A 25,867-nucleotide genomic window follows, 5' to 3' on the forward strand; every position below is an offset into this window, starting at 1 on the left:
CCTCCAGGGCTGCCCCGCCCTCCAGTCCCAGGCATTCCCAGAGCCGCAGGAATGCCCCCCCCACCAGCACCGCCAGCAGCCGCACCAGCAGCCGCACCAGCAGCCGCACCAGCGCCCGCACCAGCGCCTCAATCTTCAGCCACACCTAAAAACCCGAACTCTAGCAGCGGCGGAACTCCGAGTTTGAAAGAGCTAGTAATCCGAGCCAAAGAAGAAGGAGTATCCGACCTTCACCTCGGAGTAAACGAATTCCCTCGCTTCCGTACCAGGGGCGAAATTGCCGACATCGGCTATCCACAGACAGATTTAGATACGTTTTTTGGCTGGCTGCGCGAGTGCATGAGCGATGAAGAAATAGAAATTTTCCAAAAAACCCTAGACTTTGACGGCGCTTTCGACTTCGGCTTTGTCCGCATCCGGATCAGTTGCATGGACTCCTTGGCAGGCCCGGCGATGGTGCTGCGGCTAATTCCTGCCAAAATCATGACAATGGAGGAATTGAAGCTGCCAGATGTCTTTAAGAAAATATGCGGCTACCACAAAGGACTGATTTTGGTGACGGGCCCGACAGGTTCGGGCAAGTCTACCACCTTGGCCGCCATGATCGACTACATCAACAAGAATAAAGCCTACAACATCATTACGATCGAAGACCCGGTAGAATTTGTACACGAAAGCAAAAAATCCTTGATCAAGCACCGCGAAGTCGGCCGGCACACCCTCAAGTTTATGAATGCTCTCAAAGGCGCTCTGCGACAAGACCCGGATATGCTGCTAGTCGGAGAAATTCGGGACAGAGAGACGGTGGAAATCGCCCTCAAAGCCTCTCAAACCGGTCACTTAGTTGCAGGAACCCTGCACACCAACAGTGCGATTAAAACCCTGAACCGGATTCTGGATATGTTCGCGGCGGAAGAACAAGAGGCCATACGGGTGTCAATTTCCGAATCCCTAGTGGCGATTATTGCTCAACTGCTGTGCAAAACCACAGATGGTAAGCGGGCAGCTTTCCACGACGTTCTGATCAATACCGACGTGGTTAAGGAATACATTCTGAAGGGGCAGAATGAGGAAATTAATCAAATCATGATCAAAGATACTTATGAAGGCATGACGACGATGAATAAGTCGCTCTACGGTCTTTATCAAGAAGGCCGGATTACTGAAGAGCTTTGTGTAGAAAACTCGCCGGCCCCGAACGAAATGGCTCAGATGCTCCGAGGTCGAGTCTAAAATTCGAGTGTTAACTTTTAACAGTTAACTGTTAACTGTTAAAAGTTAACTTTTATGTGTGTACTTCATTGACACTCTCAGGGCTGAAGCCGCTGAGATTCTACTGACAGAATTAGACCAAGTGTATTACCTAAATCTAATCTCGTTACGGCCGTCAAACACCGTCTACTTAGTCATCCTAAGTCAAGCTTAGGTTACTAGCTACTTTTATTTTTAATGCTTTCAGAATCCATCACTAAGCCAAGACGCGGTACGCTCAACATCCTGCCATTATTAGCTCTTTTTGTGTTACCTCTCAATAGGCGTACTAAGTTGCAGGGATTTCTCCGATACTAGGATGTTTCAACACGTAGATGTTTTTGTTCTTACTCACAATTCAAATTGTACCACATTTTCAAGAACACGGGGACTGAAGTCCCTCGCGCCGCTTCCCTCTCAGGACTGAAGTCTCTGAGTTTCCCGCATCCCGTATTATTTTTATGAAAGTCGATCGCCCGAGTTTGCCGGAATTTTTCAAAGGCATTGCGCTGTTTACACCGGGGGGAGACTTAATCTATTGCATAGACCCCCGCAAGCAAAATCAGTGGCACTTGCAGTTGTGCGTAGCTTTACAGCAAATACTCGGTTTGTCGGAACCGCCGCATTTTTTGATACCTTGCTACACGGCCACCGTTGACTGTTGGGGCGATCGGAGCGATCGAGAGTTGCGGGTTGTCGCCGAGGCATACCCGCCGGTGCTGCGACATCAAACGCTGCTGAACGCCATTTTTGGCACTGGGGACTTGGTTTGGGAGGCCCGCAGCGACGAAATGTGCGAACCGATGGCAATCGCCACTTATCACAAACAATTCCCCGAACTCTGGGAAAATCACGACTTAGTTGTACAGTATCCCCTCACCATCAGTCGATCGGACTTTGGCAGTTTCCCGATCGTACCTCCCTCGCGCTTTGGACAATCTCTGCAGGTGGCGCTTCCCCAACCCGCAGCCATCACTCCACCGCCACCAACTCTAGGATACGTTTTGCGACTGTTTGTTTCCGGCATCAACCAGAGCACCGAACGCACCCTCGAAACATTACATCAATTGTTAGAACAATCCCTCAATCTTCCCTACACTTTAAAAGTAATTGATGTTTTAAAACATCCCGAACAAGCTGAGGCAGATCAGATTTCAGCAACACCTACTTTGATTAAAATTTGGCCAAAACCGGTGCGACGAATTGTCGGCGAATTGAACGATGCCGAAAAAATAGTGCGGTTGCTGAGCAATTCAGAATTTTAGATTTTAGCGATTATTGAATACTGGCGATCGCACTCGGTTTTTCAGGAGTATTCGCTGTGAAAAATCCAAGTGCTATCGCTGCCATTTTCGTCGGATTGACTCTCCGCACAGATGCTCGCAAAGTGGATAGGCTCAATCAGGAAGACAAACATCCGGCGCGCACAAACCCCCTAAATCTAAAGTTGTGACTTCCAGCGTATCCAACTCAACTCGCCGAATGACATGATTGTTTGTATCAGCAACAAACAAATGAGACCCGATCGCGCTCAAGCCTGAAGGTTCAGAAAACCGAGCCTTGAGACCAGTACCGTCAGCCAAACCTGCAGTACCATCTCCAATCATCGTTATGCAAGTACCGCTGCGGTGGTCGATCCGCTTAATTTTGTGATTGTAAGTATCAGCAACCCACAGATAATTTTGACTGTATTCCACACCCAAACAGTGCTGCAATCTCACATCTTCACCGCGGCCATCTTTATCCCCAAAACCAAACAGTTCACCGCTACCGCAGACAGTACGCACCTTCGGGTCTTCATCTACACCGAGGGCGCGAATCGAACTAATTTCGCTGTCAGCAACAAACAACTCCGATCGATCCGTAGCCAAGCCACTGGGCTGAGAAAAAGCAGATTCTGCCAGATTTCCGTCAACACAAGATTCCCGGCCCGTACCTGCATAAGTGGCGATCGTACCAGTATCTAACTGCATTTCCCAAATTTGATGCGAGCCCGCCATAGCGATAAAAAGTCGATCGCCAACCCTTTCTAAATCCCAAGGCGAATTCAATTTCGTTTCTAAACCCTTGCCGCTGCGGGGTGCAATTTCGTGACTTTGTTCGCCAGTACCAGCAACAGTTTCCACCCGCTCAGTTGTAAAATCAATCTTTCTGAGAGCGTGATTTTCCGTATCAGCAACATAAAGAATTTGACTTTCTGCATCAAAAGCCATACCTTGAGGGGCAGAAAACTCAGCTTCTTCAAACTTGCCATCAGTTAAACCCGCTTTCCCCGTACCTATGACGTGCAGCACTTCACCTTCAGTAGAGCTAACAACAATTCGATTGTGTCCAGAATCTGCAACAAACAAGCAAGAACCAACCAAGCTTTGTTGAACTGAGTTCGCAGGCCCCGGCAATACAGTTTCATCTACAGATTGATTGTCCTCAGTCATTTCGCCCAAAAGCGCCTCATGTTGGTGAAGCTGTTTTGCTTCCATTGAAGTAATGGCAAATGCCAGCACTTTACCGGGAAAAGCCAGCGGGGTTGACAGAGGTTTGCGCTGTTTTTCTAAGCTAAAACGAAGTTCTTTAAAGGCGATCGCATTTTTATCCTTATATTGAGCAATTAACTTGCCAACTAGCTGGTCAAGTGCTTCTCTATTGCCCTCGCCGGAAACAAAGCCGACGACATAACTTTCCGGATCTATCACCATTAAAGTCGGCCAAGAGCGAACGGCGTAGCTTTGCCAAACTTTCATGCCGCTGTCTACAATTACCGGATGTTCAATATCGTAGCGGAGAATAGCTTGGCGGATATTTTCTACTTCTTTTTCGTTTTCAAATTTAGCCGAGTGCACGCCGATAACTGTGAGGGAATCTTTATATTTTTGTTCGAGGTATTTTAAGTCTGGGAGGACGTGCAAGCAGTTGATGCAGCAGTACGTCCAGAAGTCGAGGAGGACGACACGCCCTTTTAAGGATTCAATGGATAAAGGTTTCTCGGTGTTAAGCCACGGGTACTTTACGGGGAATTCTGGTGCTCTGACGCGAGGCATGGCATCTCCTGGTAGGGTCTGAATAATTTTTTACCTTCTTTAATTTAGCGGGAAGTTTCACCGGATGGGGGAAAAGCGAGGTTGAGTCCGGGAACCGCTTGAGGGTACAGGCGAGACGCCTGTGCCACCAGGGGAGGGGGATGGGGCGATCGTATTACACCCTTGAATACTTTAGTCTGTAGAACTTTTGTATTCAAAGTTTTACTATCTTTTTTATGCAGCCTAGCAAACTAGACCAAATTTTAGGACTAGAAATACAACGTCGTCGCATAGAGAAACGTTGGTCACAAGAATATCTGGCAGAAGTCACAGGTTTGCACAGAACCTATATCAGCCAGCTCGAGCGAGGGCTAAAAAGTCCGTCTGTTAGAGTTCTCAGTCACATTACAAATGCTCTGGACATAACAATGGGTGAATTTTTACAAGCTGTAGAGAAACTCTTGAATGCTGACGGAAAACGAGATTGAAAGATTGAGGCAAGCGATTATTGCTACCATTGCATCTCCAGTTATCGGCTCGATAGAGGATTATACTTGGGAAGCAATTTTTCATTATGTCAAGGATATCCCTTTATCAGATCCAGCATTAGGACGCAGCAAACTTCTCTATGATGCTGTTGACTCCACGACGGCAACTGGTTGGTCACTCAAGTCTCTTCAATTGAATAGTCTTGCGGTTGTAAATACATTTTTGTTTGTAATTCAGAGAGCAGATGTTATCAAAAAGGCTGCCAAACTTGGTTTTCCTGGTTTGACCGAACAATCCTCACCTGCTGAACTGGGAGCAGCTATTGTTCAGCATTGGAACGAGAAAATTAGATCGAGTCAGGCAGCACAGAGCATTACCAATAGCTAGGTCGGCATACTGCTGAAAACCATTAGAGGATATGAATATATTTACTGTGAATTCCCTCTTGATCCACTTGACCCAAAGGCTTTTTCTTGGGCTTGGACAGTTGATAGAGTTACTGGAAGATCGGGAGCAGGGCTACAAGGCAATATTGCAGGTAAGCTAGAGTTAGTTTGGTACAAAAATCAAAAGCAACTTTTCAGAGCTAGAACCATTCCTCCAGAGGCAGTTCACATCGGGTTAAGCGAACTCGTATTACACTCGATCGATATGTGCACACTATTCTCTCAACTTTGCAAGATCAACTCAGCACACAGTCTTTTGACAGTGAACTTGGAGAATAGATGCAGCTATTGCTTTACCTAAAAGTGGGGGTACTGATTCTCCGATTTGAGAAGCCATATCAGTGTATGTTCCCAAAAAGTGAAAGTTATCTGGGTAAGAGTGCAATCTTGCAGCTTCACGAATCGTAATTGTCCGATTTTGGGTTGGATGAAAAAACCTGCCCGATCCTGGATGGAAAACCCATCTGGTGATAGTTCTTGCTGGTTTATCCCAGTAAAGTCTTCCATAGGCACCGCTATAGTGCTTTTTAGGAGCTAATTCAGGTGGCAAGTCTCTAGCATCTTGCCCTTCACTAAGAAGACGCACTCTTGACATTTGAATGGGACTCAAAGCACGAGCAACGTGATTGAAAAGTTTCGTACTTCCATTACGTATCATTGCTTGGTACGCAGTTTGGGATCGAAAAGGATAAACTTCAGCATTATATTCCTCTCCTGCGTTCAATGACGGCAAATCTCCAATCGCATCTCTAACTGTGACGACTGAAGAAATATTTGATTTTAGGAGACTGAGTTGGTAACAAGATTTCGTAGCTCTGTAATCGCTTCTAATCTCGCCAGCGTGTGTAGGTTCAGGGAATTGAAGTGGTTTATCTAAACTAGCCAGGAAAAAAGCCCTCGATCTGGTCTGCGGCACTCCATAATGCGCGGAGTTTAGCGATCCATAAGTGACTTTATAACCTTGCGACTCAAGTTGCTGTGTAATTTCATTCTTAACTACACCACCATAAGCTTTCAATATTTCAGGTACGTTCTCCATAACAACGTAAAGGGGTCTAAATTCCTGTACGAATTCTAAAAATGTCCGATATAACTGATTGCGAGAGTCGCTGAGGTAGCGATAGTCAGCAGGAATATTTCTTGAAAATCCTTGGCATGGGGGGCCGCCTATCAACTCTGTTAGTTCCTCTCTCTGCAAACCCAAACATAATCGCAAATCCAAAGGATTGAGCTCGCGTATATCCTGATGAATAATTTTGGTGTTTGGGTAATTGTGCTTATAGGTCTTTAGGGCTTTTGCATCAAGGTCGATCGCACATAAAGATTCAAAACCTGCCTGGTGGAATCCTGCCGTCAAGCCACCCGCACCAGAAAATAAGTCAATAATCTTGTGTGTAATTATCGAATACTATAGTATTAGGTGGATATCGTCAACCAAGTTCTTCAAAGAGGTTGAAAACCGCTGTATACCCGACGATTGGCAAAGATACCGGGTGATTGTAAATTGCAGATTTTACGGGCACACAGACAAAACCCGCTGCACTGGTTCAGAAGAACAGCAATAGTAGATTAGATTGAGCAACAAAACCCAACACTCTTGTATGTAACAAGACTTTTTTCAATGGGCGCGCTCGGTCCGCGCAGGCGGATGAAACTTTGTGTAGCTGCGGTTTAGCCCTTTTTTCTAACAGCAACCGCCGCCGTTATAGTGCCAAGTCGAATCAGTAATCAACACCTTATCCGGCATCAATCCCCCCAACTTCCCAGCCGTTTTATCGCACACCGCCGCCGGAACTCCCCGCTGCAAAATGTGACCCGCACCGTCATCAAATATCTCATCAGACCCCGCGTAAATCGCCGTCTTGCCAGTGAAAATACAAGCGCCATCCGGGGGGATGTCCACTTTAAAAGACACTGTATCGAGGCTTTCTAACAGCAAATCCGCATCCAATTTGTAATTGTGTTTGTCGAGCAACCGGTAAGGACGGCGCGCCCGGACTTCCACTTGCCCAAAGCCTACACCTACAAGGTGTTGAACGTATTCTGCGTAGGTCAGAGCCCCCGACAAACACAAGGCCCGCAAGCGTTGGTCTTCCTTCAAATGTTGCGGAATGGGGCGAGTTGCGATCGGATCGCTCATTAACAACCTACCCCCTGGCTTCAACACTCGATAGGTCTCTTTTAATGCCTTAGCTAAATCCGCCGGTTCAAAGATATTAAACAAGCAATTTTGTGCGACAACATCGACAGAGGCATCCGGCACCGGCAACGCAAAAGCATCGCCTTCGCGAATTTCTACAAAACTCGCATCAAACCAATCATTTTCTTGGGCTGCCTTTTGCAAGTTGCGTGCAGCCGCCTCTCGCATTGTTGCAACCGGGTCAACGGCAATCACTGCTCCTTGTTGTCGAGAAAAATAAGCAAATTGCAGTGCTTCTAAGCCGCCGCCGACTCCCACATAAAGCACGATGGGATTACCGACAAGTTCGGCGGCGTGAACTGTTGTGCCGCAGCCGTAGTTCATTTCTTGCATTTGTTGGGGGATGTTTAATCCTGGCAGTTGCAAGGGGCTGCTTTGGACGCAGCAAAGTCCGATTAGGGGGGTTTCGGCTACGTCGCTATAGAATTGGGCCGCAGTTTCGAGATAGGTCATTTTTGATTTTTCTGGTTTTTGTTTTTTACGGCTGATGCAGGCGGATTTACGCGGATGAACGCTGATTAATTCAGAAATATTTAGGTTTCAAATTTGACTTTTTGTTCGGATTTGGGCGGGTTTTCTGGTTCAACAACTGTTTGTTCTGGGGCTGATTGGGGGTTTTCGGGAGCGCCAACTGGGGGCGCTGGCGCTATCAGATTGGGAGATGTTTCTGGTACTGCAGGAGCGACTATTTTTGGTATTGGAGCTTTTTCGGTTATTTCTGGCAGAGTTGGAGAATTTGAAAAGGTATCGGGTTCGGTAACTTGATGCAAAAAGTTGCGGAACCGATTGTAGTATCCTCCATCTTCCTGTTTTTGTGTTGGGGGTGCTGTTGGTATCGGTTCTATTGTTTTAATTGGTTCTACAAGTTTGGGGGTTTGTAGTTGTGGGGTTGCTGTGGGTTGTGGTTCTATTTCTTGAACTGGTTCCACAATTTTCGGTGCTTCTAATTCTGGTGTTGTTGTGGGTTGTGGTTCTATTTCTTGAACTGGTTCCACAATTTTCGGTGCTTGGAGTTGCGGGGTGGCTGTGGGTGCGGGTTCTGTTATTTGAACGGGTGCAACTTCGGGAGCAATTGTTCTATCTAAGTTAGGTTGGGTTACTGGGGTTTCTGGAACTGCTGTTTCGGGTTCGGCTGCTGGTATTTTTTCTACTGTTGGTGGGGGTGTTGGTTCTGGGGTTGGGGTTGGTTTGGGTGTGGGGGCTTGGTAGGTGCGATCGACTATGCCGCGAGCATCTGCTACCGTTAGGGAACCCCGCACTAATTTGGAAAGGGTGTCTTGCCCTTGGGGTTGGTAATTTACCAGTTTGGCTGTGTTGTTAAAGGCGTTTTTGACGCTATTTCCCGCCTCGTCGATCAATTCTAGCTGTACCCAGTTTTTCCCTGGCTTGAATCCTTTAAGATATATAGGTTGCCATTGGTCGATCGCAAAGCTTTGGCCGTTAACTGTGGCTCGAATTTTCCAATCGAGTATTTCATCTTGGGAATTTTGTTGCGCCACTTGGTGCAGGGGAGCATTTGTCAGGTAAAAGTCGAGCATGATGGGTTCTGCCCCGTAGCTGCCTTGGGGGCTGTTGTACGTTAATAGAGGCAATGTTCGATCGGGATTATTGTTCTGTGTTTTAGTAAAAATGTGGAAGGTGGTTTGGGCGTAAGCACCTTCGTTTTTAAAGCTTTCTTCCCAGGGGCGAGCCGCGAACACCCGCAGGGTATGGGTTCCGGGTTCTAAGTCTGAGAGTGTTAAAGGCTGGTTGATGTCGTAAACTGCTGCATAAGGTTGGTTGTCTAATAAAACTTGCAGGTGGGGCCCCAAACCCAAGTTTGCGTCTTTGAAAAGGGGTAAGTTCTTTACTTGGAACTGAACGGACACATTTATATCCTGAAGCACTTCGTCAGGTTTGGGATTCAAAATACTAATTTGAGGCTGATATATTTCTAGCGCCTGACGCAGTTGTTGAATGGCTTCTGGGGGAGAAACCTCTGAGATTTTGTTTGCTGGGGCGGTAGCTGAGCCGCTCTTGTTCCCTGATGCGGGGAATTCGGACTCGCGCGCCCCACAACTTGCTAAACCGAAAATTAATACTGCTGCTGCGAACAATGCCACCAGCCTGCCCGCAACCGTTCTGTGCCAATTGATGCCAATCACGCAACCATACTCCTAGAAGCCTTCTCATAGGGAACTATAGCCCAAAACTGAATGTTGTATTGGGGAATTGCGGATCGAGAATTCCTGAGAGCTCTCTTCCTTGGGTTGGGGCTATGCGGGCGACTAATCCGAGCTCGCGAATAAATCTCGCAGCCGTTTTCCCAAAAATCTCTCTATAAACTGAGTATTCCTCAATTATCTTATCTTTGAGTTTTGTAAATTTAATTGCAATACCCCTTGACTTTTGCAAGGCTATGTGAAAAATAAAGGGCTAATTCCATCAAGAATAGAAGGTTTTTTAAGTATTGTTAACAAGCGATGAATAGTCCTGTAGCAAGCTTATAATTCATAAAACTCCCTCAAAAGGAGCAGCCGCATCAAACCTGATATTAAGGATGCGATCGGTTGCTTCAGATAACGAGAAGAGTTGGCAGTACCCAGATATATTGTTAGGGACACTGGGGAACTGGCTTCTTTAGAGAAGCAAAACGCTTGGGGAAACGGTACACCTGCATCTAACTCTACAAAGAGTGAAGTGCAAGCAGTATCGGTAAACCGAGAATACCCCACCTAATTAAGCGTGGGAAATGTCAGATACAGTATTCAGTTCTCGTTCCTTGTCTTACCGAGAGGAGAGTCTTCATGACCATTAGTCCTCCAGAGCGAGAGGTAAAAGTTAGGGTAGTAGTCGATAAAGATCCCGTTCCAACTTCTTTCGAGAAGTGGTCTAAACCGGGACATTTCGATCGCACTCTAGCTAAGGGGCCAAAAACCACCACTTGGATTTGGAACCTCCACGCTAACGCTCACGACTTCGACAGTCATACAAGTGATTTAGAAGACGTTTCGCGCAAAATCTTTAGCGCTCACTTCGGCCACTTGGCAGTAATTTTCGTATGGTTAAGCGGCGCATATTTCCACGGCGCTAAATTCTCCAACTACGAAGCTTGGCTGACAGATCCAACAGCCATTAAGCCCAGCGCTCAAGTGGTTTGGCCGATTTTTGGTCAAGAAATTTTAAATGCAGATGTAGGCGGCGGCTTTCACGGAATTCAGATCACCTCTGGTCTGTTTCAACTGTGGCGCGCTAATGGCATCACTAACTCATACCAGCTATATTGCACTGCGATCGGCGCTTTGGTAATGGCAGCTTTGATGCTATTTGCCGGTTGGTTCCACTATCACGTCCGCGCTCCGAAACTGGAATGGTTTCAGAACGTAGAATCGATGATGAACCACCACTTGGCAGGTTTGCTAGGCTGCGGATGCTTGGGCTTTGCAGGACAACAAATTCACGTTGCTCTGCCGATAAATGCTTGCATGGACGCGATAGATGCAGGCGCACCCCTGACAGTGGGCGGCAAGCTGATTAAAACAGTTGCTGATATCCCCCTGCCGCATGAGTGGATTTTGACACCGGGCTTGATGGCTGACATCTACCCGAGTTTCGCAAAAGGTTTAACCCCCTTCTTCACCCTCAACTGGGGCGCATACGCAGACTTCCTGACCTTCAAAGGCGGTCTGAACCCTACTACAGGCGGTTTGTGGCTGACAGATACAGCGCACCATCACTTAGCTTTGGCAGTGCTGTTCATCGTCGCCGGACACTTCTATCGCACGAACTGGGGCATTGGCCACAGTTTCAAAGAAGTTCTGGAAGCTCACAAAGGCCCCTTCACTGGCGAAGGCCACAAGGGAATGTACGAAATTTTCACACAGTCTTGGCACTGCCAACTGTCGTGGAACTTGGCCTGGATGGGCTCTTTGAGCATCATCGTGGCTCACCACATGTACGCGATGCCTCCGTATCCGTACATCGCAACCGACTACCCGACTCAGCTATCCCTGTTCACCCACCACATGTGGATTGGCGGATTCCTGATTGTTGGAGCAGCGGCTCACGCAGCAATTTTCATGGTGCGAGATTACAATCCGACTCAGCACGTTAATAACTTGCTCGATCGTGTAATCCGCCATAGAGATGCAATTATCTCTCACCTCAACTGGGTTTGCATATTCTTAGGCTTCCACAGCTTCGGTTTGTACGTTCACAACGATACAATGCGGGCTTTCGGTCGTCCTCAAGATTTGTTCTCGGATACCGGGATTCAGTTGCGTCCGATATTTGCCCAGTGGGTGCAAAACATCCACGCTTTGGCTCCGGGAACAACAGCGCCTAATGCTACGGAAATCGTCAGCCACGCTTTTGGCGGCGGTGCAGTAGTAGTCGGTGGCAAAATAGCGATGATGCCGATCGAATTGGGTACGGCGGACTTCTTAATCCACCACATCCACGCTTTCACAATTCACGTTACAGTCCTGATTCTTTTGAAGGGCGTGTTGTTTGCACGCAGTTCACGCTTGGTTCCTGACAAAGGTAACTTGGGCTTCCGGTTCCCTTGCGACGGCCCCGGCCGTGGCGGCACCTGCCAAGTATCCGGTTGGGATCACGTTTTCCTCGGCTTGTTCTGGATGTACAACTGCATCTCGATCGTGATTTTCCACTTTAGCTGGAAAATGCAGTCGGACGTGTGGGGAACAGTATCGCCAGACGGCACAATTTCTCACATCACCGGCGGCAACTTCGCACAAAGTGCGATCACGATTAACGGCTGGCTGCGGGACTTCCTGTGGGCGCAAGCTTCTCAGGTAATTCAGTCCTACGGTTCGGCACTGTCGGCCTACGGTCTGATGTTCCTAGCCGGACACTTCGTATTCGCTTTCAGCTTGATGTTCCTGTTCAGCGGCCGCGGCTACTGGCAAGAACTGATTGAGTCCATTGTTTGGGCTCATAACAAACTCAAAGTGTCTCCGTCGATTCAGCCTCGCGCTCTGAGCATTATTCAGGGTCGGGCAGTGGGTGTAGCTCACTACCTCCTGGGAGGAATTGTCACTACTTGGGCATTCTTCCTAGCGCGAATCATCTCGGTAGGGTAAACTACCTTTAGGTTTTGGATTCAGGATTTGGGAGCAATCTCAAACCCAGAATCCAAACCTCGGAACCGAACCTCTTCAACGTTCAGGATTCAGGATTAATCAAGGCTTATGGCAACGAAATTTCCAAAATTTAGCCAAGACCTTGCCCAAGACCCGACCACACGGCGGATCTGGTACGGGATTGCCACAGCGCACGATTTTGAAAGCCACGATGGCATGACCGAAGAAAATCTTTACCAAAAGATTTTTGCTTCTCACTTCGGCCACCTAGCAATCATTTTCTTGTGGACTTCGGGCAGCCTGTTCCACGTAGCATGGCAAGGTAACTTTGAACAGTGGATTAAAGACCCCCTAAATGTCCGCCCGATCGCTCACGCGATTTGGGACCCTCAATTCGGTGCTCCAGCAGTAGAAGCTTTCACTCAAGCTGGCGCTTCTAACCCTGTTGACATCTCTTACTCCGGCGTATACCACTGGTGGTACACCCAAGGGGTTCGGACTAACGGCGACCTGTATCAAGGAGCTATCTTCTTGCTACTGCTGGCTTCTGTCATGCTGTTCGCAGGTTGGTTGCACCTCCAGCCCAAGTACCGCCCGAGCTTGTCTTGGTTCAAGAATGCTGAATCTCGCCTCAACCACCACTTGGCTGGTTTGTTCGGTGTCAGCTCTTTGGCTTGGACGGGTCACATGGTTCACGTTGCTATCCCCGAATCTCGCGGACAGCACGTAGGTTGGGACAACTTCTTGTCAACTCCGCCTCACCCAGCAGGTTTGGCTCCGTTCTTCACGGGTAACTGGGGCGTATACGCCGAAAACCCAGATGCAGCGAGCCATGTCTTCGGTACTGCCGAAGGCGCAGGAACAGCAATTCTGACTTTCTTGGGTGGCTTCCATCCTCAGACAGAATCTCTGTGGTTGACAGACATTGCTCATCACCACTTGGCGATCGCAGTTCTGTTTATCGTTGCCGGTCATATGTACCGGACTAACTTCGGTATCGGTCACAGCATCAAAGAAATGTGTGACGCCAAAGATTTCTTTGGCAAAAAAGTTGAAGGCCCGTTCAATATGCCTCACCAAGGCATTTACGAGACCTACAACAACTCGCTGCACTTCCAATTGGGTTGGCACCTCGCTGCTTTAGGCGTGATCACCTCCCTGGTAGCACAGCATATGTACGCGATGCCTCCCTACGCTTTCATGGCGCAGGATCACACGACAATGGCTGCGTTGTACACCCACCACCAGTACATTGCTGGTTTCATCATGGTCGGCGCTTTCGCCCACGGAGCTATCTTCTTGGTGCGGGACTACGATCCTGAAGCAAATAAAGGTAACGTGCTAGATCGCGTGTTGCAGCACAAAGAAGCGATTATCTCTCACTTGAGCTGGGTCTCGCTGTTCTTGGGCTTCCACACTCTCGGCCTGTACGTTCACAACGACGTTGTAGTCGCTTTCGGAACTCCCGAAAAACAAATCTTGATTGAACCAGTGTTCGCACAGTTCATTCAAGCTGCTCACGGAAAGGCTCTGTACGGCATGGACGTACTGTTGTCTAACCCTGACAGTATTGCTTCTACCGCTTGGCCGAACTACGCTAACGTGTGGCTCCCAGGCTGGTTGGACGGAATTAACAGCAGCACTAACTCTCTCTTCTTGGCGATCGGACCTGGCGATTTCTTGGTTCACCACGCGATCGCCCTTGGCTTGCACACCACCACCTTGATTTTGGTCAAGGGCGCTCTGGATGCACGCGGTTCTAAGCTGATGCCGGACAAAAAAGACTTCGGTTATGCTTTCCCTTGCGACGGCCCCGGCCGTGGCGGTACCTGCGATGTCTCTGCTTGGGACGCCATGTACCTGTCTGTCTTCTGGATGCTGAACACCCTAGCTTGGGTAACGTTCTACTGGCACTGGAAGCACCTAGGCATCTGGGAAGGAAATGTGGCTCAGTTCAATGAGTCTTCTACCTATCTGATGGGCTGGTTCCGCGATTACCTCTGGCTGTATTCTTCTCAGTTGATCAACGGTTACAACCCGTATGGTACTAACAACCTGTCTATCTGGGCCTGGATATTCTTATTCGGACACCTGGTTTGGGCAACTGGTTTCATGTTCCTGATCTCTTGGAGAGGTTACTGGCAAGAGCTGATCGAGACTTTGGTTTGGGCTCACGAGCGCACTCCTTTGGCTAACTTGGTTCGCTGGAAAGACAAGCCTGTGGCTTTGTCGATTATCCAAGGTCGTTTGGTTGGCTTAGTTCACTTTACTGTGGGCAACGTCTTCACTTACGCAGCCTTTGTAATTGCCTCGACGGCCGGGAAATTCGGGTAACTCTGAACTCTGGTTTCTAGGTAATTAAATGAAATCCCCTGCCTTCTGGCGGGGGATTTTTTTGGTATAGCAGAAGGAAGTTCGGCAACGGATTCGCTCCACGGATGTAACGGATGTAGTGGATTTCAGGAATCAGGAAAATGCAGTCCGATTAATGTTCACCGGCGGGAGAATGCGAAGCGGTTGGCTGAGTCTCTCAAGCAGGAATAAGAGTGCGATCGTATTTCCTATGTTTAATAGCATTTAATGTATAATTTTCAAATTTATATAGTGATATGCACCCAGAGACAGAGCAACTTATCAACAAGTTCAAACACTATCAGAAAAGTTTGAACCCATTTTGGTGGGATACAGAGCGTAGAGGAAGCCTGAATGCCTGGAATCTGTTAGTCTCAGAAAGCTTTGTTCAGCTTGCAGATATAGATCGAGCCATTACAGCATGGAAACTCATCGAGCGACGTGGATTGCCCATTGACCCCAAGGAATATCCGGGTTATGAATACGCACCACCTCGACGAAAACGTAAAGATAAATCCTGGAATCCATATTTACAATCACAGCATTTCAAGTATTACAATGCTTTAGCATACTTCCTGAGAAATAGTTTGCAGAGTCTTAAAGTTTACGCTTTGAGGAGTATTGAAGGTAGCCTCAACGCTCGTCGGGGGGCGGGCGAATTTAAGATTTATATAATTGTGGGTCAAACTCCTGATTCTGACTGGATTTGTCTTGCTCCTACCGTTCCCGATGCCGTTTGGAATCGATACTCTAATTCGTATCATCCAGCCTTCGCGTCACTAACTTGCTGTGACTCACCAAACTTTGTAACGCGAGATTTACACGATCGAATTCGTAAAATTCTTGCAAAATTTCAACCTATTAAAGTGACTGGTTACTACAACGAATACAGCCACCATCATCAGATTTTTTGTACAGCAGCTTCTGAGGAAGCTACAGCAATTGAAAAAGCTCTGAAGGTAGGCAAGTTTTTGGATGATGACATTTACTATTTCAATATAAATTATCTTGACTTTTCTGAGGAGGAACCTACTAATCAGTTAGTGGATGAATACCTGCAAGACCAAAAACAATATATGTTTTGCTTCTGGGATGTAGTATGCGGATACAAGTTTGGCTGTACCGCACGCCGTGATTGGATTGGCTTGAAATATTTGAGCTTAATGGACTACAATCCTTGACAGCGACACAACTATTCTGTAGGAGCGGACTGAATCGCATTCCCCTCTTTTCACCAAAAGCCTGATCGCCCTCGACCCCTCAAATCTCCCCATTCACCTGCATCTGATGCACCTTGTCAGCCAATTCTTGCAGGCGCTTTTCCTCCAACTCGTCGATCGCCAGCATCCCAACATAAATGATTTCCTTCAGCGTTAGTCGGGTTGCTAGCGCCTTTTTCTGCACAAGATCCTTGATAATTGGGCTGACTCCAATGGCGGTACTGGCTCTAGTCACAAAACTAACGGGAGATTAACAACTTTGACTCAATCAAAGCACCTTTAACCTGAGCTTTTAGCTGCGATGCAAAGTGCTTAAGCGCGTCTTGACAAGACGAAATACAACGGTTGATACCCGAAGGGTGGAAAGGGCGATCGGCTTATTCCTCAATAATCTCCACCAAGTCCTCAATCATCACATCAAATGCCCGCGCTAACTTGTACAGGGCGGTAAAGTCAACCATTGATATTTCTGAACGACGAGCATAGCTGGTTATGGTGCTGTAGATCACGCCCGATCGCTCAGCCACCTCCTTAAATGTCCAGCCCCTCTCGGCCGCTAGCTCTCGCACTTTAACTCTGACTAAACCCATGCTTGACAAATAATGCAGTTGCGTTTTAAAATAATTATATCTGAAAAAGCGATCGCCCCAATCTCGAATGCTCAAGGTCGATCGGCTATTCTTCCAAAACCTCAACCAAATCCTCAATCATCACATCAAAAGTTCGAGCTAACCTCCGCAGGCAAGTAAAGTCTACCATTGCCATTTCAGGACGACGAGCATAGCTTCTGACGGTGCTATAAATTACCCCAGAGCGATCGGATACTTCCTTAAGCGTCCAGCCCTTCTCCGCCGCTAGTTCCCGAATTTTTAGCCTGACTAAACCCATGCTTGAGAGTTGATGCAATTGCGTAGTTATTTTATAAATATAGATTATTTTGACCGAGGATGCTCAAGGTTGATCGGCTATTCCTCCAAAATCTCTACCAAATCCTCAATCATAATATCGAAAATGCGAGCCAACCTATGTAAGTAGGCGAAATTAACGGTTGTCATGCCTTGACATTGGGCATAGTTTCTGATGGTGCTGTAACCAATGCCCGATCGATCGGAAACTTCCTTAAGCGTCCATCCATTCTGCTCTGCAAACTCCCGAATCCGCAACCTAACTAAGCCTTTACTCATACTTACTTGACAAATGACAATATGCTGTCGTTTAATATTATGTATCTGAAAAAGCGATCGGCTATTCCTCCAAAACCTCAACCAAATCCTCAATCATCACATCAAAAGTTCGAGCTAATTTCAGCAGTAAGGTAAAGTCAACCGTTGTCAGCCCGGGACAGCGGGCATAGTGCTTGACAGTGTTGTACACCACCCCAGAACGTTCTGAAACTTCTTTGAATGTCCAACCTTTCTCGGCGGCTAGTTCTCTGACTTTAATTCTAACTAAACCCATGCTTGACAATGGGTGTCATGACACCTTACAATAATTTTATCTGAAAAAGCGATCGCCCTCTGGCCTCGAAAACTAAAAGGCGATCGTTTTGAAAACTTAAATAGACAGTTACTAGCTGTCTGACCTACCATCAATAGATTTATCTACAATCAGAATAGGCACTTACTATGATATCAGATACTTCGAGAAAATCATCGACGATCGCAGAATCAAAGATAATTCATAAATCTCCCATCCTGCATCCGCTGGCGCGATTCGTCACCGAAGAAACAGTCGCACTGCTGTTCGATATCGCAGTAGACGACATTTACCGCATCGAATGCTGCCGCTACATGGTTTACGTGCACGGTAAAAGCATCAGCCGGTTTGTCAGCTACGCCGATTTTCCCCCAATTCTAGAAGTAAAGCCGATCGCCCTTCAAGATTTTGGCAGATGGTACAAACGCTGGAAAAGCAAGCTAGCACCGGCATTTTGGACTAAATTCTACACGCACAAGTTTAAAAAAGCTGTTTCAGTTGACAGATTGCTGGAGTGGGGGCTCTTGGTAGCTAATGTTAAATCGGTGATTTCAGGGGCCGGGCTGCAACAGTTACGAGATGTTTACGCCCAAGAAAAAAATTTAATGGAAAAATTTTAAAGTGCGATCGCACGAGCAACTGTGAGAATGGGCACAGGCACAATTCAAATAAATGGCTAATGGATACAATGGAGGTAGAAAATGGACAATCACCATGCCTAGAAAAATTCGCGAGTTAAAAGCTCAGATTACCCGCGAAGGCTTTATTTGGCAAAACGCGGAAAAGGTAGCCATGAGAGATGGCTGGATCCTTTGATTTGCAAAACCTTAACAATTCCCCGCAAAGACGGAGATGATGTGCCACGCTATGAGAGAGAAACAATTGGCAATATTGTTAGCGGAACTCGACGAGTTAAAGCAAAAAGATTCATGAATCGATACAGTATGAGCCTCCAATGGTCTGACGAAGATCAACTTTTCCTAGTGACGATTCCAGAATTTGCCGATCGCGTTATCATGTCCTGTACCCACGGCAAAACCCGCGAAGCAGCCATCCGACATGGCGAAGAAGTGCTCGAAATGTATCTATAAGCTTGGCAGGAAGAAGGTGAACCCATCCCGGAACCTAGCATTCTTCAAATCGCCTGAGTATCATCCAAAGCCGAAAAGTTTGTGAATCGCAGCTATCCTTCTTCGTGAATCGCCTGTTCTCTTTGTCTATTAAACTGAGACAACTAGATGATGGAATTAGACTATTGATTAATTGCTGATTTTACCGATCGCGATTTAACTTTTAAAACACTTCATCCTCTATTCCTACCCACCATTCCCCTAGATTCATTAAATCCTGCTGGATATCGGCAAGTTCTGTCATATATTCTTCAGCAGAAATTTCCGATCGCCTTTCTTGCAATTTTTTCAGTCGCAATTGCACTAACAGCCAAGGTTTGGAAATTCCGTCTGTTGCTTCGATATATTTAGCTACGTCTTTGCTGTTCACGGTTATTGGTTATTGGTTATTGGTTATTGGTTATTGGTTATTGGTTATTGGTTATTGGTTATTGGTTGTTGGTTGTTGGTTATTGGTTGTTGGTTGGTTGTTTGTTGGTTGTTAGTAATTAGTTATTAGTCATTAGTTATTATTCTTCTTTAGACCTCTTGCATAAATCTGCGAGGGATGGAAAACGCAGATTAACGAAGATGGATTTCAAGATTGTTTGCGATTTTTGCAAAAAGTTTACTAATAACTAATGACTAATGACTAATGACCAATGACTATTTGTAATCTGAAGTCTGAATGTTCTTCAACTTCGCTGCGTATTTCATGCCGTATTCCGGGCGGCAGAAGCGATCGATCTGAGACTCGAAAAACGCCCGATTTGCCTTCAAATGTTTCGGATTCGGGTCATCCAAAGGATACAACAGCGCCGTTCGCAAAGCTTGAATCACTCCCGAAGTAACGCAGTACATCGATCGCTGGAACGTTACGCCAATTTGATTGAGAATATCATCTTCGCCGCGACACCGCTGTTTGTAGAAATCCATCAAATAAGGCGGCAGGAAGTGCAGCATATCTTGTGCTAGTAAAGTCGGCGGAATTCCGGCAGTACCTACTGGGAATTTATCTGCATACAAAACTCCGTAGTGGAAGTCTTTTTGATCGTCGGGAACTTCCCTGGCTTGCGCGTTGTACGATTTGGTTCCCCGGAACGGCGAAGTGCGGTAAAATATAGCTTCTACATAAGGTAGCGCCGCTTCATACAGCCAAGTGAAACCTTTAGATTTCGGGATTATTTCGTAGGTTTCCCCGTCGATGACAACGTGGTGGTAAATCGGACGACCGGCGATCGCAAATATGCCATTTGTGATGAAATCCATCGCCTGCGGGACTGTGGTAACTTTGCCTTCGTCGTACAAGTCGGAAACTTCAAAAAACACCGGGGCCATTACTTCCCAAAACAAACCGAGATTGCTGTAATAAGACATCTGGCGGCACTGTTCTAAAAACATTTCGGGGAATGCTTTGTGCAGCGCCAGCATGAAGGGGTCTTTTTTGAAGTAAGCTTTAATGGCGCGATCGGCATTAGCTTTGTATTCGTCGGTGTCGAGATAAGGGTCAAACTGATTGACGGGAACGTACATTCCCCGGTGCCAAAGCATCGACCTCATGACCTCTTCGGCAAATTCCATGTTAATGCGATCGTGCCACAAATGGTGAAACAGTCTTGGCTTTTTACCAATTTCCCCTTTTTCCATGAACTCCAAAAGTTCTGGATGGGCGCTACCAGTCCCCCGCCAAATCCGCAAATCTGCACCGTCACCTGCATAGTGATTTTGCAAGTCTAAATACTCCTGGGGTAAGAAGTATTTAAAGAAGGGAAGTGGGTGTAAAAATACCCGTTCGGCGATGTAAAGCAAATCCCGCCAGTAGAAGTCCATCGGCACCGCGTAGGCTTTCCAAATCGCGATAATTTGCATCAGATTTTCCGGCGTATCGGGAATCATCGCGCCGCCGGCTTCCAGCCTGTGGATTACATCTGCAAATTCGTGCTTGGAAGGAGGGAGTTTAGTTGCTGGTTTTGTAGGAGTTTGTACCATTTTTTTTCCTTAGTTTGAATCAAATTTTAAATCTTTCTACTCGTTCCCAGGCTCTACCTGGTAATGCAGAACCGGAGGCTCTGCCTCCAATTTGCCCGCTCAAAAGCGAGGCAGAGCCTCTGGATTTCGGTTCCCAGGCTCTGCCTGGGAACCAGTTAAAACCCGGTTTATAGCCGTGTTGGTGCGTCTGGAAATATAGGAATTGTCCTAGTTACCGGCCATCTACTTTTGAGCAATTCTCAGCTATGCGGACAGATAGCTAGGATTTTTGCCTTTATCTTTTCTTTCCAGACCAAGGCGGCGGGCCTTGGGGAGAGCGGATGTTGATAACTGAGCCGTTCGATAAAGTAACAGAAAAAGCATCAAACTCGCCGTCATCCATCTCGCCCACAACTGTTATTGTTTCGCCTTTTGATACATTAATATTGCGCCACGAGCGGGGGCCGGCATCGACTACAATTGTACCGCTGCCGTCGTCTAGAATCCACTCATTTTCATCAGATTCTCCAAAACCGACTACTTTGCCAGATATCGTAATTCCTGCTCTTACTTCTGACAACTCCCTGATTCGGGTTTGAGCTTGTGCCAAAGCAGAATTTGCTGCTAGTGAAAGAGTGGTTGTAACTGCGAACAAACTAAAAAGTATTTTCTGTTTCATGAGTTTTCATTTCCTCGTAATCAGTGCTATTTTGTCAGTCGCTCAAACTCTAGCCTCTATTTTTTAAGCACCAGTTTTTGACGGATGTATCCTACTTTAACACATTTATAATCGGCTGGGATAAGGAAGAAGAAGAAAGCAGAAAGAAGAAGAAAGCAGAATCATCAAAGACTCGTATTTTTTCTATCCTCTACTTTCTCACGCTCTATTTATCCGGCTGATAGCTGACAGCTACTTGAGAATATCTACCCGTTGACAGAGTTACTGCCATCGCATTTGTAGTAGATTCGCTCCACTTCAACAGCCACACCGGTTGCACTCCCAAGAAGAAAATGAGACTGGCTAAAACTAGGGCTGGCATATTTTCGGAAAACTTAACCGCAGGGTAGTAAGCCGTGGCGTTGTCCAACTTTCCAAAACAGGTGCGGTTGAGCAGAATTACAAAGTAAACTGCTGTTAACCCGGAGGCTAAAATGCACAGTAAAGTCGGAATTGGAAATGCAGAAAAACTTCCTTGGAATACTAAAAATTCGGCGATAAAACCGACTAAACCGGGAATGCCGGCGCTTGCCATGCCTCCCAAAACTAACAGCGAACTTGCTGTGGGCAAACCTCGCAGCGGATTCATCAAGCCGTTGAGCACGTCCAAATCCCGCGTGCCGGCTTTGGTTTCGATGATGCCTACTAGATAAAACAGCAAAGCTAAAATCAAGCCGTGGCTTACCATTTGCCCGACTGCACCGATTAAGGCGAGTTTTGTTCCCGCGGCACAGGCGACGAGGATGTAGCCCATATGCCCGATCGAACTATAGGCTACCATGCGCTTGATATCTTTTTGGGCGATCGCGCTCAAAGCACCGTACATCACGCTGACTGTCCCGATTATCGCTAAACCGGGAGCGACAATCGACCAAGTTTCGGGAAACAACTGCAAACCAAACCGAATTAAGCCGTAAGTTCCCAATTTCGCCAAAACACCTCCCAACAAAATTGCTGTTGCTGGCGAAGCTTCGACGTAGGCATCCGGCAGCCATGTATGCAGGGGCACTAAGGGAATTTTAATTCCCAACCCAATCAGCACAATAGTTAGCAGGATTAATTGAGTTTTAAAGGACAAATCTTGAGTAGTAATCGCGCTGTAATCGAAGTTTAAAGAACCGCTCAGCCAAGCTACGCCCAAAAATCCCGCTAAAACTAAAAGTCCCGAAACAGCCGTATATATCAGAAACTTCATCGCAGCATATTCGCGTTTCTTGCCACCCCAAATCGCAATTAAGAGGTAAAAAGGAATTAATTCTAGCTCGTAAAAAAGTACGAACAACAGCAAATTTTGAGACATCAATGCCCCAACGACACCCGCATTGATCAGCAAAATCATCGCGTAGTAAAGCTGGGGACGAGCTATCCCTTCGCCGGTGCCGTAAATCACTAATAGCGTCAACAATCCGGTTAAAACAATTAGCGGCAAAGATAAGCCGTCAACCCCTAAGTTGTAGCTCAAACCTAATTGGGGAATCCAAGGCAAATATTCTTGAAATTGCAGTCCTGAATTTGTCGTGTCAAATTGAGTCAGCAGCAAGATATTCAACAGGAAAACAGCAACAGCGAAGGCGGAGGCTATTGAGCGCAGTCGCATTGCATTGATATTTCCTGGTAAGAAACCCACCACCGCAGCGCCCAACGCGGGCAACCATAGCAAGGCACTAAGCATAATTTGTGAACAGTGAAGAGTAAACAATCTATTTCCTGCGCTTTTGCGATTAACAAGTTGAGATTTCAAATGTTGATTTAATCCCAAATTATTAATCGCAAACTGCATCAGGAATCAGCAACAATACTGATAGCACCCGTGTCTAAATCGTAGTATCCACCAACAACTTTCAGTTTGTTCTCCTCAATTAACTTAGAGATAACTGGAGACGCTTTCAACCTTTTAGCTTGCAGCAAAACATTAGCTTTGACCGCATTTTCTAGATGATCGCCCGGTTGGTTTTTCGAGCTTTCTACAGCAGGCTTAATTGAATCGACTAAACTGCCAATTTGGCCGGGAACTTGAGCGCCTTTGAGGGTTGCACCTACCGCACCGCAGTTTTCATGCCCGACTACCATCAACACTTTTGCTCCCAACAACAGCGTGCCAAATTCCAAGCTGCCAATTTCTTCTGGGGTAGCCACATTTCCGGCCACGCGACAGATGAATAAATCTCCAAATCCCTGATCGAAAATAATCTCGGAAGGAAAGCGGGAATCTGCACAGCCGAGAATAGCAGCAAAGGGTTTTTGACCTTTGGCTACTTCGGTGAGCCTGGATAAGTCTTGGTGGGGATTTGTACGTTTTCTGTCAACAAATCGCTTGTTCCCGTCCATTAACTGTTTTAAAGCTGCATCGGGACTCATGTCATTTTGAGCAATTGCTGGTGCCGGTGCAGCCACATCAGCGCCTACTCGTGCTGCGAGTATTCCTGTACCTATTGCTCCTGCTACAAATTTGAGTGAATTACGTCGGGAAAGATTGACTGGTCGGTTATTGTCTTTCATGTACTTGGGATTGTTGGATCGGGTTTGAAATCTTTATTCGAGAATTCATTTATTTAAGATTTTAGGTTATAAATGTCACCTAAAATTTTAAGTATTTGAAATCTTTATTTGAGAATTCATTTATTTAAGATTTTAGGTTGTAAATGTCACCTAAAATTTTAAATGTTATATCTCTTTACCCGCCAACAATCAGCGAGAGACGAGCCAACAAAGGCCAGCTTACTAGCAGTCCCAAAAGTGCAACTCCGAATAAAATGGTCAGGGCGTAAAATTGAGTTTGACCGTTGACGTTGTATTTGAGACTTTGACCGCCTAAAACTGTGGCAAAACCTATTAAATTTACGAATCCGTCAACAATATTGCGATCGACCCAGGATATGATTTGGGATACCAGACCGACGGCAAATACCACTGTGACGCGGTAAAGTTTGGCGGTGTAAAAGTCGTAGGCAAAGAAGTCTTGTACGGCTTGAGAACCAATTCGCACCGGTTTTTCCCACTTTTCGTTGAGATAAATAAATGCCCCTGCACCGATGCCGATCGCACTTGACAAAACCAACAGTCCGGCCGCAGTATAATTCAAAGTTGCCAAAGGCAAAAGTTGCCACGCGGCGAGCAAGTGCGGAACGTGCAAGGTAAATCCCATTAACACGGTCATCGGCAAGATAAAAGGCCAGGAAACTTCGGGGGAACGTTCGGTCATTTGCTTTGGTTTACCACCAAAAACTAAACCGAAAACGCGCACTAAGCCAAAAGCAGTTACACCGTTGACAAACAGCAGGACTCCTAACAGTGAAGGGTGGGTATTCCAAAATTCGCCTGCTAGTTCCGATAAAGCCCAGAAGCAGCCGAAGGGCGGCAGTCCAATTACTCCAGCAGCGCCGACAAGAAACGATATTCCCGATATGGGACGCTTGGGCCACAAACCGCCGAGAGCTCGGACATCCTGAGTGATGCTGTTCCAAACTACTGAACCAATGCTCATCACCAGCAAACCCATTGCCAAGGAATAAGCAAATATTAATGTCAAAGCTGTTTGGGTTTGTCCGGTACCGACGGCGATAAATACTAAGCCCATGTAAGAGCTAACTATATAAGATAGCGTGCGCTTGATGTCGATTTGGGCGATCGCAATTAAGGAAGCACCAACCGCCGTTGCAGCACCTACAATAATAGTTGTCTTCAGTCCCACGGGCGACAAAGCGATGACCGGCTGCAATTTAATCAAAATCCAAGCGCCAGTTTCCACAACTACCGTGTTCCGCAAAATCGTTGCCGGCAAGGGGCCTTCCATCGCCTCATCCAGCCACAGGTGCAAGGGAAACTGGGCGCATTTGCCCATCGGGCCGGCAATCAAAGTTAAACTCAACAGCGTGGCGACGGTGGGGTCAATGTTTGCAGTCTGAGCCCAAACTGCCAACTCGTCAAAATTCCAAGTTCCCGCCAGTGGCAGAATTGCCACTACTCCCATCAGCAGGAATAAGTCTCCCACCCGCTTAGTCAAGAAAGCGTCGCGGGCTCCAGTAACTACCAAAGATTGATTGAACCACAGCCCGATTAGCAGGTAAGTTCCCAGAGTCAGGACTTCCAGAATCATGTAGCTGAAGAACAGAGAGTTGGACAAAACCAAGCCACACATCCCAGCTTCAAACAGCCCCATCAGGGAGAAGAACCTCGCCCAGCCCCAGTCCATTTCCATGTAGCCGAAGGCATAAACCTGTGCCACAAAGTTTAGTCCGGTAATCAAAACTGTAGCCCCGACGGTGACAACAGAGATTTCTACCGGAATGGTGAGGTCTAAACCTGCGACGTTCAGCCAGGGAATCAACTGCTGTTGTGCCGGTTGGTTCCAGGCTGCGGTTAGGGCTATGACGCCGTGGGCGAAAGCGAAGAAGGTTAAAATGGCGTTTATGTAACCGGAGGGTCTAGGGCCCGTGCGGCGGGTTAGTCCAGGAAACCACAGTATCGACAGAAATGCGCCGATGAGTGGGTAGCAAGGTATAAACCAAACGGTCTGGAGTAGGATTTGAGCCATTGGCAC

24 protein-coding genes are annotated in these 25,867 nt (G+C 46.9%); 9 read left to right on the forward strand and 15 right to left on the reverse strand.

Annotation, left to right across the window (positions count from 1 at the left end):
* On the forward strand, positions 1 to 1,233 hold a 1,233-nt coding region (locus IQ263_RS17605; protein WP_228050141.1), incomplete at its 5' end, for a type IV pilus twitching motility protein PilT.
* Positions 1,234 to 1,712: 479 nt separating this feature from the next.
* Positions 1,713 to 2,516 (forward strand): circadian clock KaiB family protein, encoded by an 804-nt coding sequence (locus IQ263_RS17610; protein ID WP_194068785.1) that lies wholly within the window; start codon positions 1,713 to 1,715, stop codon positions 2,514 to 2,516.
* A 132-nt stretch (positions 2,517 to 2,648) separates the two neighbouring features.
* Here the strand turns inward: IQ263_RS17610 and IQ263_RS17615 are convergent, their stop codons facing one another.
* Positions 2,649 to 4,289, reverse strand: coding sequence for a thioredoxin-like domain-containing protein (locus tag IQ263_RS17615; protein WP_194068787.1), 1,641 nt, complete (start codon positions 4,287 to 4,289; stop codon positions 2,649 to 2,651).
* 215 nt (positions 4,290 to 4,504) lie between these two features.
* Between IQ263_RS17615 and IQ263_RS17620 the strand changes: the two genes are divergently transcribed.
* Positions 4,505 to 4,756, forward strand: a complete 252-nt coding sequence (locus tag IQ263_RS17620; protein WP_194068789.1) for a helix-turn-helix domain-containing protein — start codon at positions 4,505 to 4,507, stop codon at positions 4,754 to 4,756.
* Positions 4,734 to 5,144: a hypothetical protein gene (locus IQ263_RS28670; protein WP_228050142.1), complete on the forward strand. Its 411-nt coding sequence runs from the start codon at positions 4,734 to 4,736 to the stop codon at positions 5,142 to 5,144. Before IQ263_RS17620 ends, IQ263_RS28670 begins: the two co-directional genes overlap by 23 nt.
* Before the next feature lie 300 nt (positions 5,145 to 5,444).
* Here IQ263_RS28670 and IQ263_RS17630 read toward each other — a convergent pair whose 3' ends face one another.
* From IQ263_RS17630 to IQ263_RS17640, 3 genes are all read right to left on the reverse strand, one after another.
* Positions 5,445 to 6,605, reverse strand: coding sequence for a DNA cytosine methyltransferase (locus IQ263_RS17630; RefSeq protein WP_333196352.1), 1,161 nt, complete (start codon positions 6,603 to 6,605; stop codon positions 5,445 to 5,447).
* Positions 6,606 to 6,887: 282 nt separating this feature from the next.
* Positions 6,888 to 7,856, reverse strand: a complete 969-nt coding sequence (arsM, locus tag IQ263_RS17635) for an arsenosugar biosynthesis arsenite methyltransferase ArsM (RefSeq protein ID WP_194068791.1) — start codon at positions 7,854 to 7,856, stop codon at positions 6,888 to 6,890.
* A gap of 80 nt (positions 7,857 to 7,936) precedes the next feature.
* The gene (locus tag IQ263_RS17640) at positions 7,937 to 9,547 is read right to left on the reverse strand and encodes a hypothetical protein (protein WP_194068793.1); all 1,611 of its coding nucleotides are present in this window, start codon (positions 9,545 to 9,547) and stop codon (positions 7,937 to 7,939) included.
* A gap of 642 nt (positions 9,548 to 10,189) precedes the next feature.
* Here IQ263_RS17640 and psaA point away from each other — a divergent pair.
* From psaA to IQ263_RS17660, 3 genes are all read left to right on the forward strand, one after another.
* Positions 10,190 to 12,484, forward strand: coding sequence for a photosystem I core protein PsaA (gene psaA / locus IQ263_RS17650; protein WP_194010323.1), 2,295 nt, complete (start codon positions 10,190 to 10,192; stop codon positions 12,482 to 12,484).
* A 108-nt stretch (positions 12,485 to 12,592) separates the two neighbouring features.
* Positions 12,593 to 14,818 (forward strand): photosystem I core protein PsaB, encoded by a 2,226-nt coding sequence (gene psaB, locus IQ263_RS17655; RefSeq protein WP_194068797.1) that lies wholly within the window; start codon positions 12,593 to 12,595, stop codon positions 14,816 to 14,818.
* 275 nt (positions 14,819 to 15,093) lie between these two features.
* Positions 15,094 to 16,017, forward strand: coding sequence for a hypothetical protein (locus IQ263_RS17660; RefSeq protein ID WP_194068799.1), 924 nt, complete (start codon positions 15,094 to 15,096; stop codon positions 16,015 to 16,017).
* A 79-nt stretch (positions 16,018 to 16,096) separates the two neighbouring features.
* On the opposite strand, the gene IQ263_RS17665 is transcribed toward IQ263_RS17660, so the two are convergent.
* From IQ263_RS17665 to IQ263_RS17685, 5 genes are all read right to left on the reverse strand, one after another.
* Positions 16,097 to 16,291: a hypothetical protein gene (locus IQ263_RS17665; protein WP_194068801.1), complete on the reverse strand. Its 195-nt coding sequence runs from the start codon at positions 16,289 to 16,291 to the stop codon at positions 16,097 to 16,099.
* Positions 16,292 to 16,433: 142 nt separating this feature from the next.
* Positions 16,434 to 16,646, reverse strand: a complete 213-nt coding sequence (locus IQ263_RS17670; protein WP_006631308.1) for a helix-turn-helix domain-containing protein — start codon at positions 16,644 to 16,646, stop codon at positions 16,434 to 16,436.
* An 85-nt stretch (positions 16,647 to 16,731) separates the two neighbouring features.
* Positions 16,732 to 16,944 carry a helix-turn-helix domain-containing protein gene (locus IQ263_RS17675; RefSeq protein ID WP_193974409.1) on the reverse strand — a complete coding sequence of 71 codons (213 nt, stop codon included), beginning with the start codon at positions 16,942 to 16,944 and terminating at the stop codon, positions 16,732 to 16,734.
* 77 nt (positions 16,945 to 17,021) lie between these two features.
* Positions 17,022 to 17,240 (reverse strand): helix-turn-helix domain-containing protein, encoded by a 219-nt coding sequence (locus IQ263_RS17680; protein ID WP_194010317.1) that lies wholly within the window; start codon positions 17,238 to 17,240, stop codon positions 17,022 to 17,024.
* Between the two features lie 61 nt (positions 17,241 to 17,301).
* A complete protein-coding gene (locus IQ263_RS17685; RefSeq protein ID WP_006631306.1) occupies positions 17,302 to 17,514 on the reverse strand; it encodes a helix-turn-helix domain-containing protein in 213 nt (70 codons plus the stop codon).
* Between the two features lie 167 nt (positions 17,515 to 17,681).
* Here IQ263_RS17685 and IQ263_RS17690 point away from each other — a divergent pair, with 167 nt between their 5' ends.
* A complete protein-coding gene (locus tag IQ263_RS17690; protein ID WP_194068803.1) occupies positions 17,682 to 18,152 on the forward strand; it encodes a hypothetical protein in 471 nt (156 codons plus the stop codon).
* A gap of 309 nt (positions 18,153 to 18,461) precedes the next feature.
* Positions 18,462 to 18,623: a type II toxin-antitoxin system HicB family antitoxin gene (locus IQ263_RS17700; RefSeq protein WP_194068805.1), complete on the forward strand. Its 162-nt coding sequence runs from the start codon at positions 18,462 to 18,464 to the stop codon at positions 18,621 to 18,623.
* Between the two features lie 202 nt (positions 18,624 to 18,825).
* Here IQ263_RS17700 and IQ263_RS17705 read toward each other — a convergent pair whose 3' ends face one another.
* The 6 genes from IQ263_RS17705 to IQ263_RS17730 form a co-directional block, all read right to left on the reverse strand.
* The gene (locus IQ263_RS17705) at positions 18,826 to 19,032 is read right to left on the reverse strand and encodes a hypothetical protein (protein WP_194068807.1); all 207 of its coding nucleotides are present in this window, start codon (positions 19,030 to 19,032) and stop codon (positions 18,826 to 18,828) included.
* A 275-nt stretch (positions 19,033 to 19,307) separates the two neighbouring features.
* Positions 19,308 to 20,630, reverse strand: coding sequence for a CO2 hydration protein (locus IQ263_RS17710; RefSeq protein ID WP_194068808.1), 1,323 nt, complete (start codon positions 20,628 to 20,630; stop codon positions 19,308 to 19,310).
* Positions 20,631 to 20,904: 274 nt separating this feature from the next.
* Positions 20,905 to 21,288: a NirD/YgiW/YdeI family stress tolerance protein gene (locus IQ263_RS17715; RefSeq protein ID WP_194068810.1), complete on the reverse strand. Its 384-nt coding sequence runs from the start codon at positions 21,286 to 21,288 to the stop codon at positions 20,905 to 20,907.
* Between the two features lie 205 nt (positions 21,289 to 21,493).
* The gene (locus IQ263_RS17720; protein WP_194068811.1) at positions 21,494 to 22,999 is read right to left on the reverse strand and encodes an NADH-quinone oxidoreductase subunit M; all 1,506 of its coding nucleotides are present in this window, start codon (positions 22,997 to 22,999) and stop codon (positions 21,494 to 21,496) included.
* 107 nt (positions 23,000 to 23,106) lie between these two features.
* Positions 23,107 to 23,826, reverse strand: coding sequence for a carbonic anhydrase (locus IQ263_RS17725; RefSeq protein ID WP_194068813.1), 720 nt, complete (start codon positions 23,824 to 23,826; stop codon positions 23,107 to 23,109).
* A gap of 175 nt (positions 23,827 to 24,001) precedes the next feature.
* Positions 24,002 to 25,861 carry an NAD(P)H-quinone oxidoreductase subunit F gene (locus tag IQ263_RS17730; RefSeq protein WP_194068815.1) on the reverse strand — a complete coding sequence of 620 codons (1,860 nt, stop codon included), beginning with the start codon at positions 25,859 to 25,861 and terminating at the stop codon, positions 24,002 to 24,004.
* Between the last annotated feature and the right edge of the window lie 6 nt (positions 25,862 to 25,867).

Origin of the sequence: Tychonema sp. LEGE 06208 (genome assembly GCF_015207505.1) — a bacterium.
Lineage (GTDB): Bacteria > Cyanobacteriota > Cyanobacteriia > Cyanobacteriales > Microcoleaceae > Microcoleus.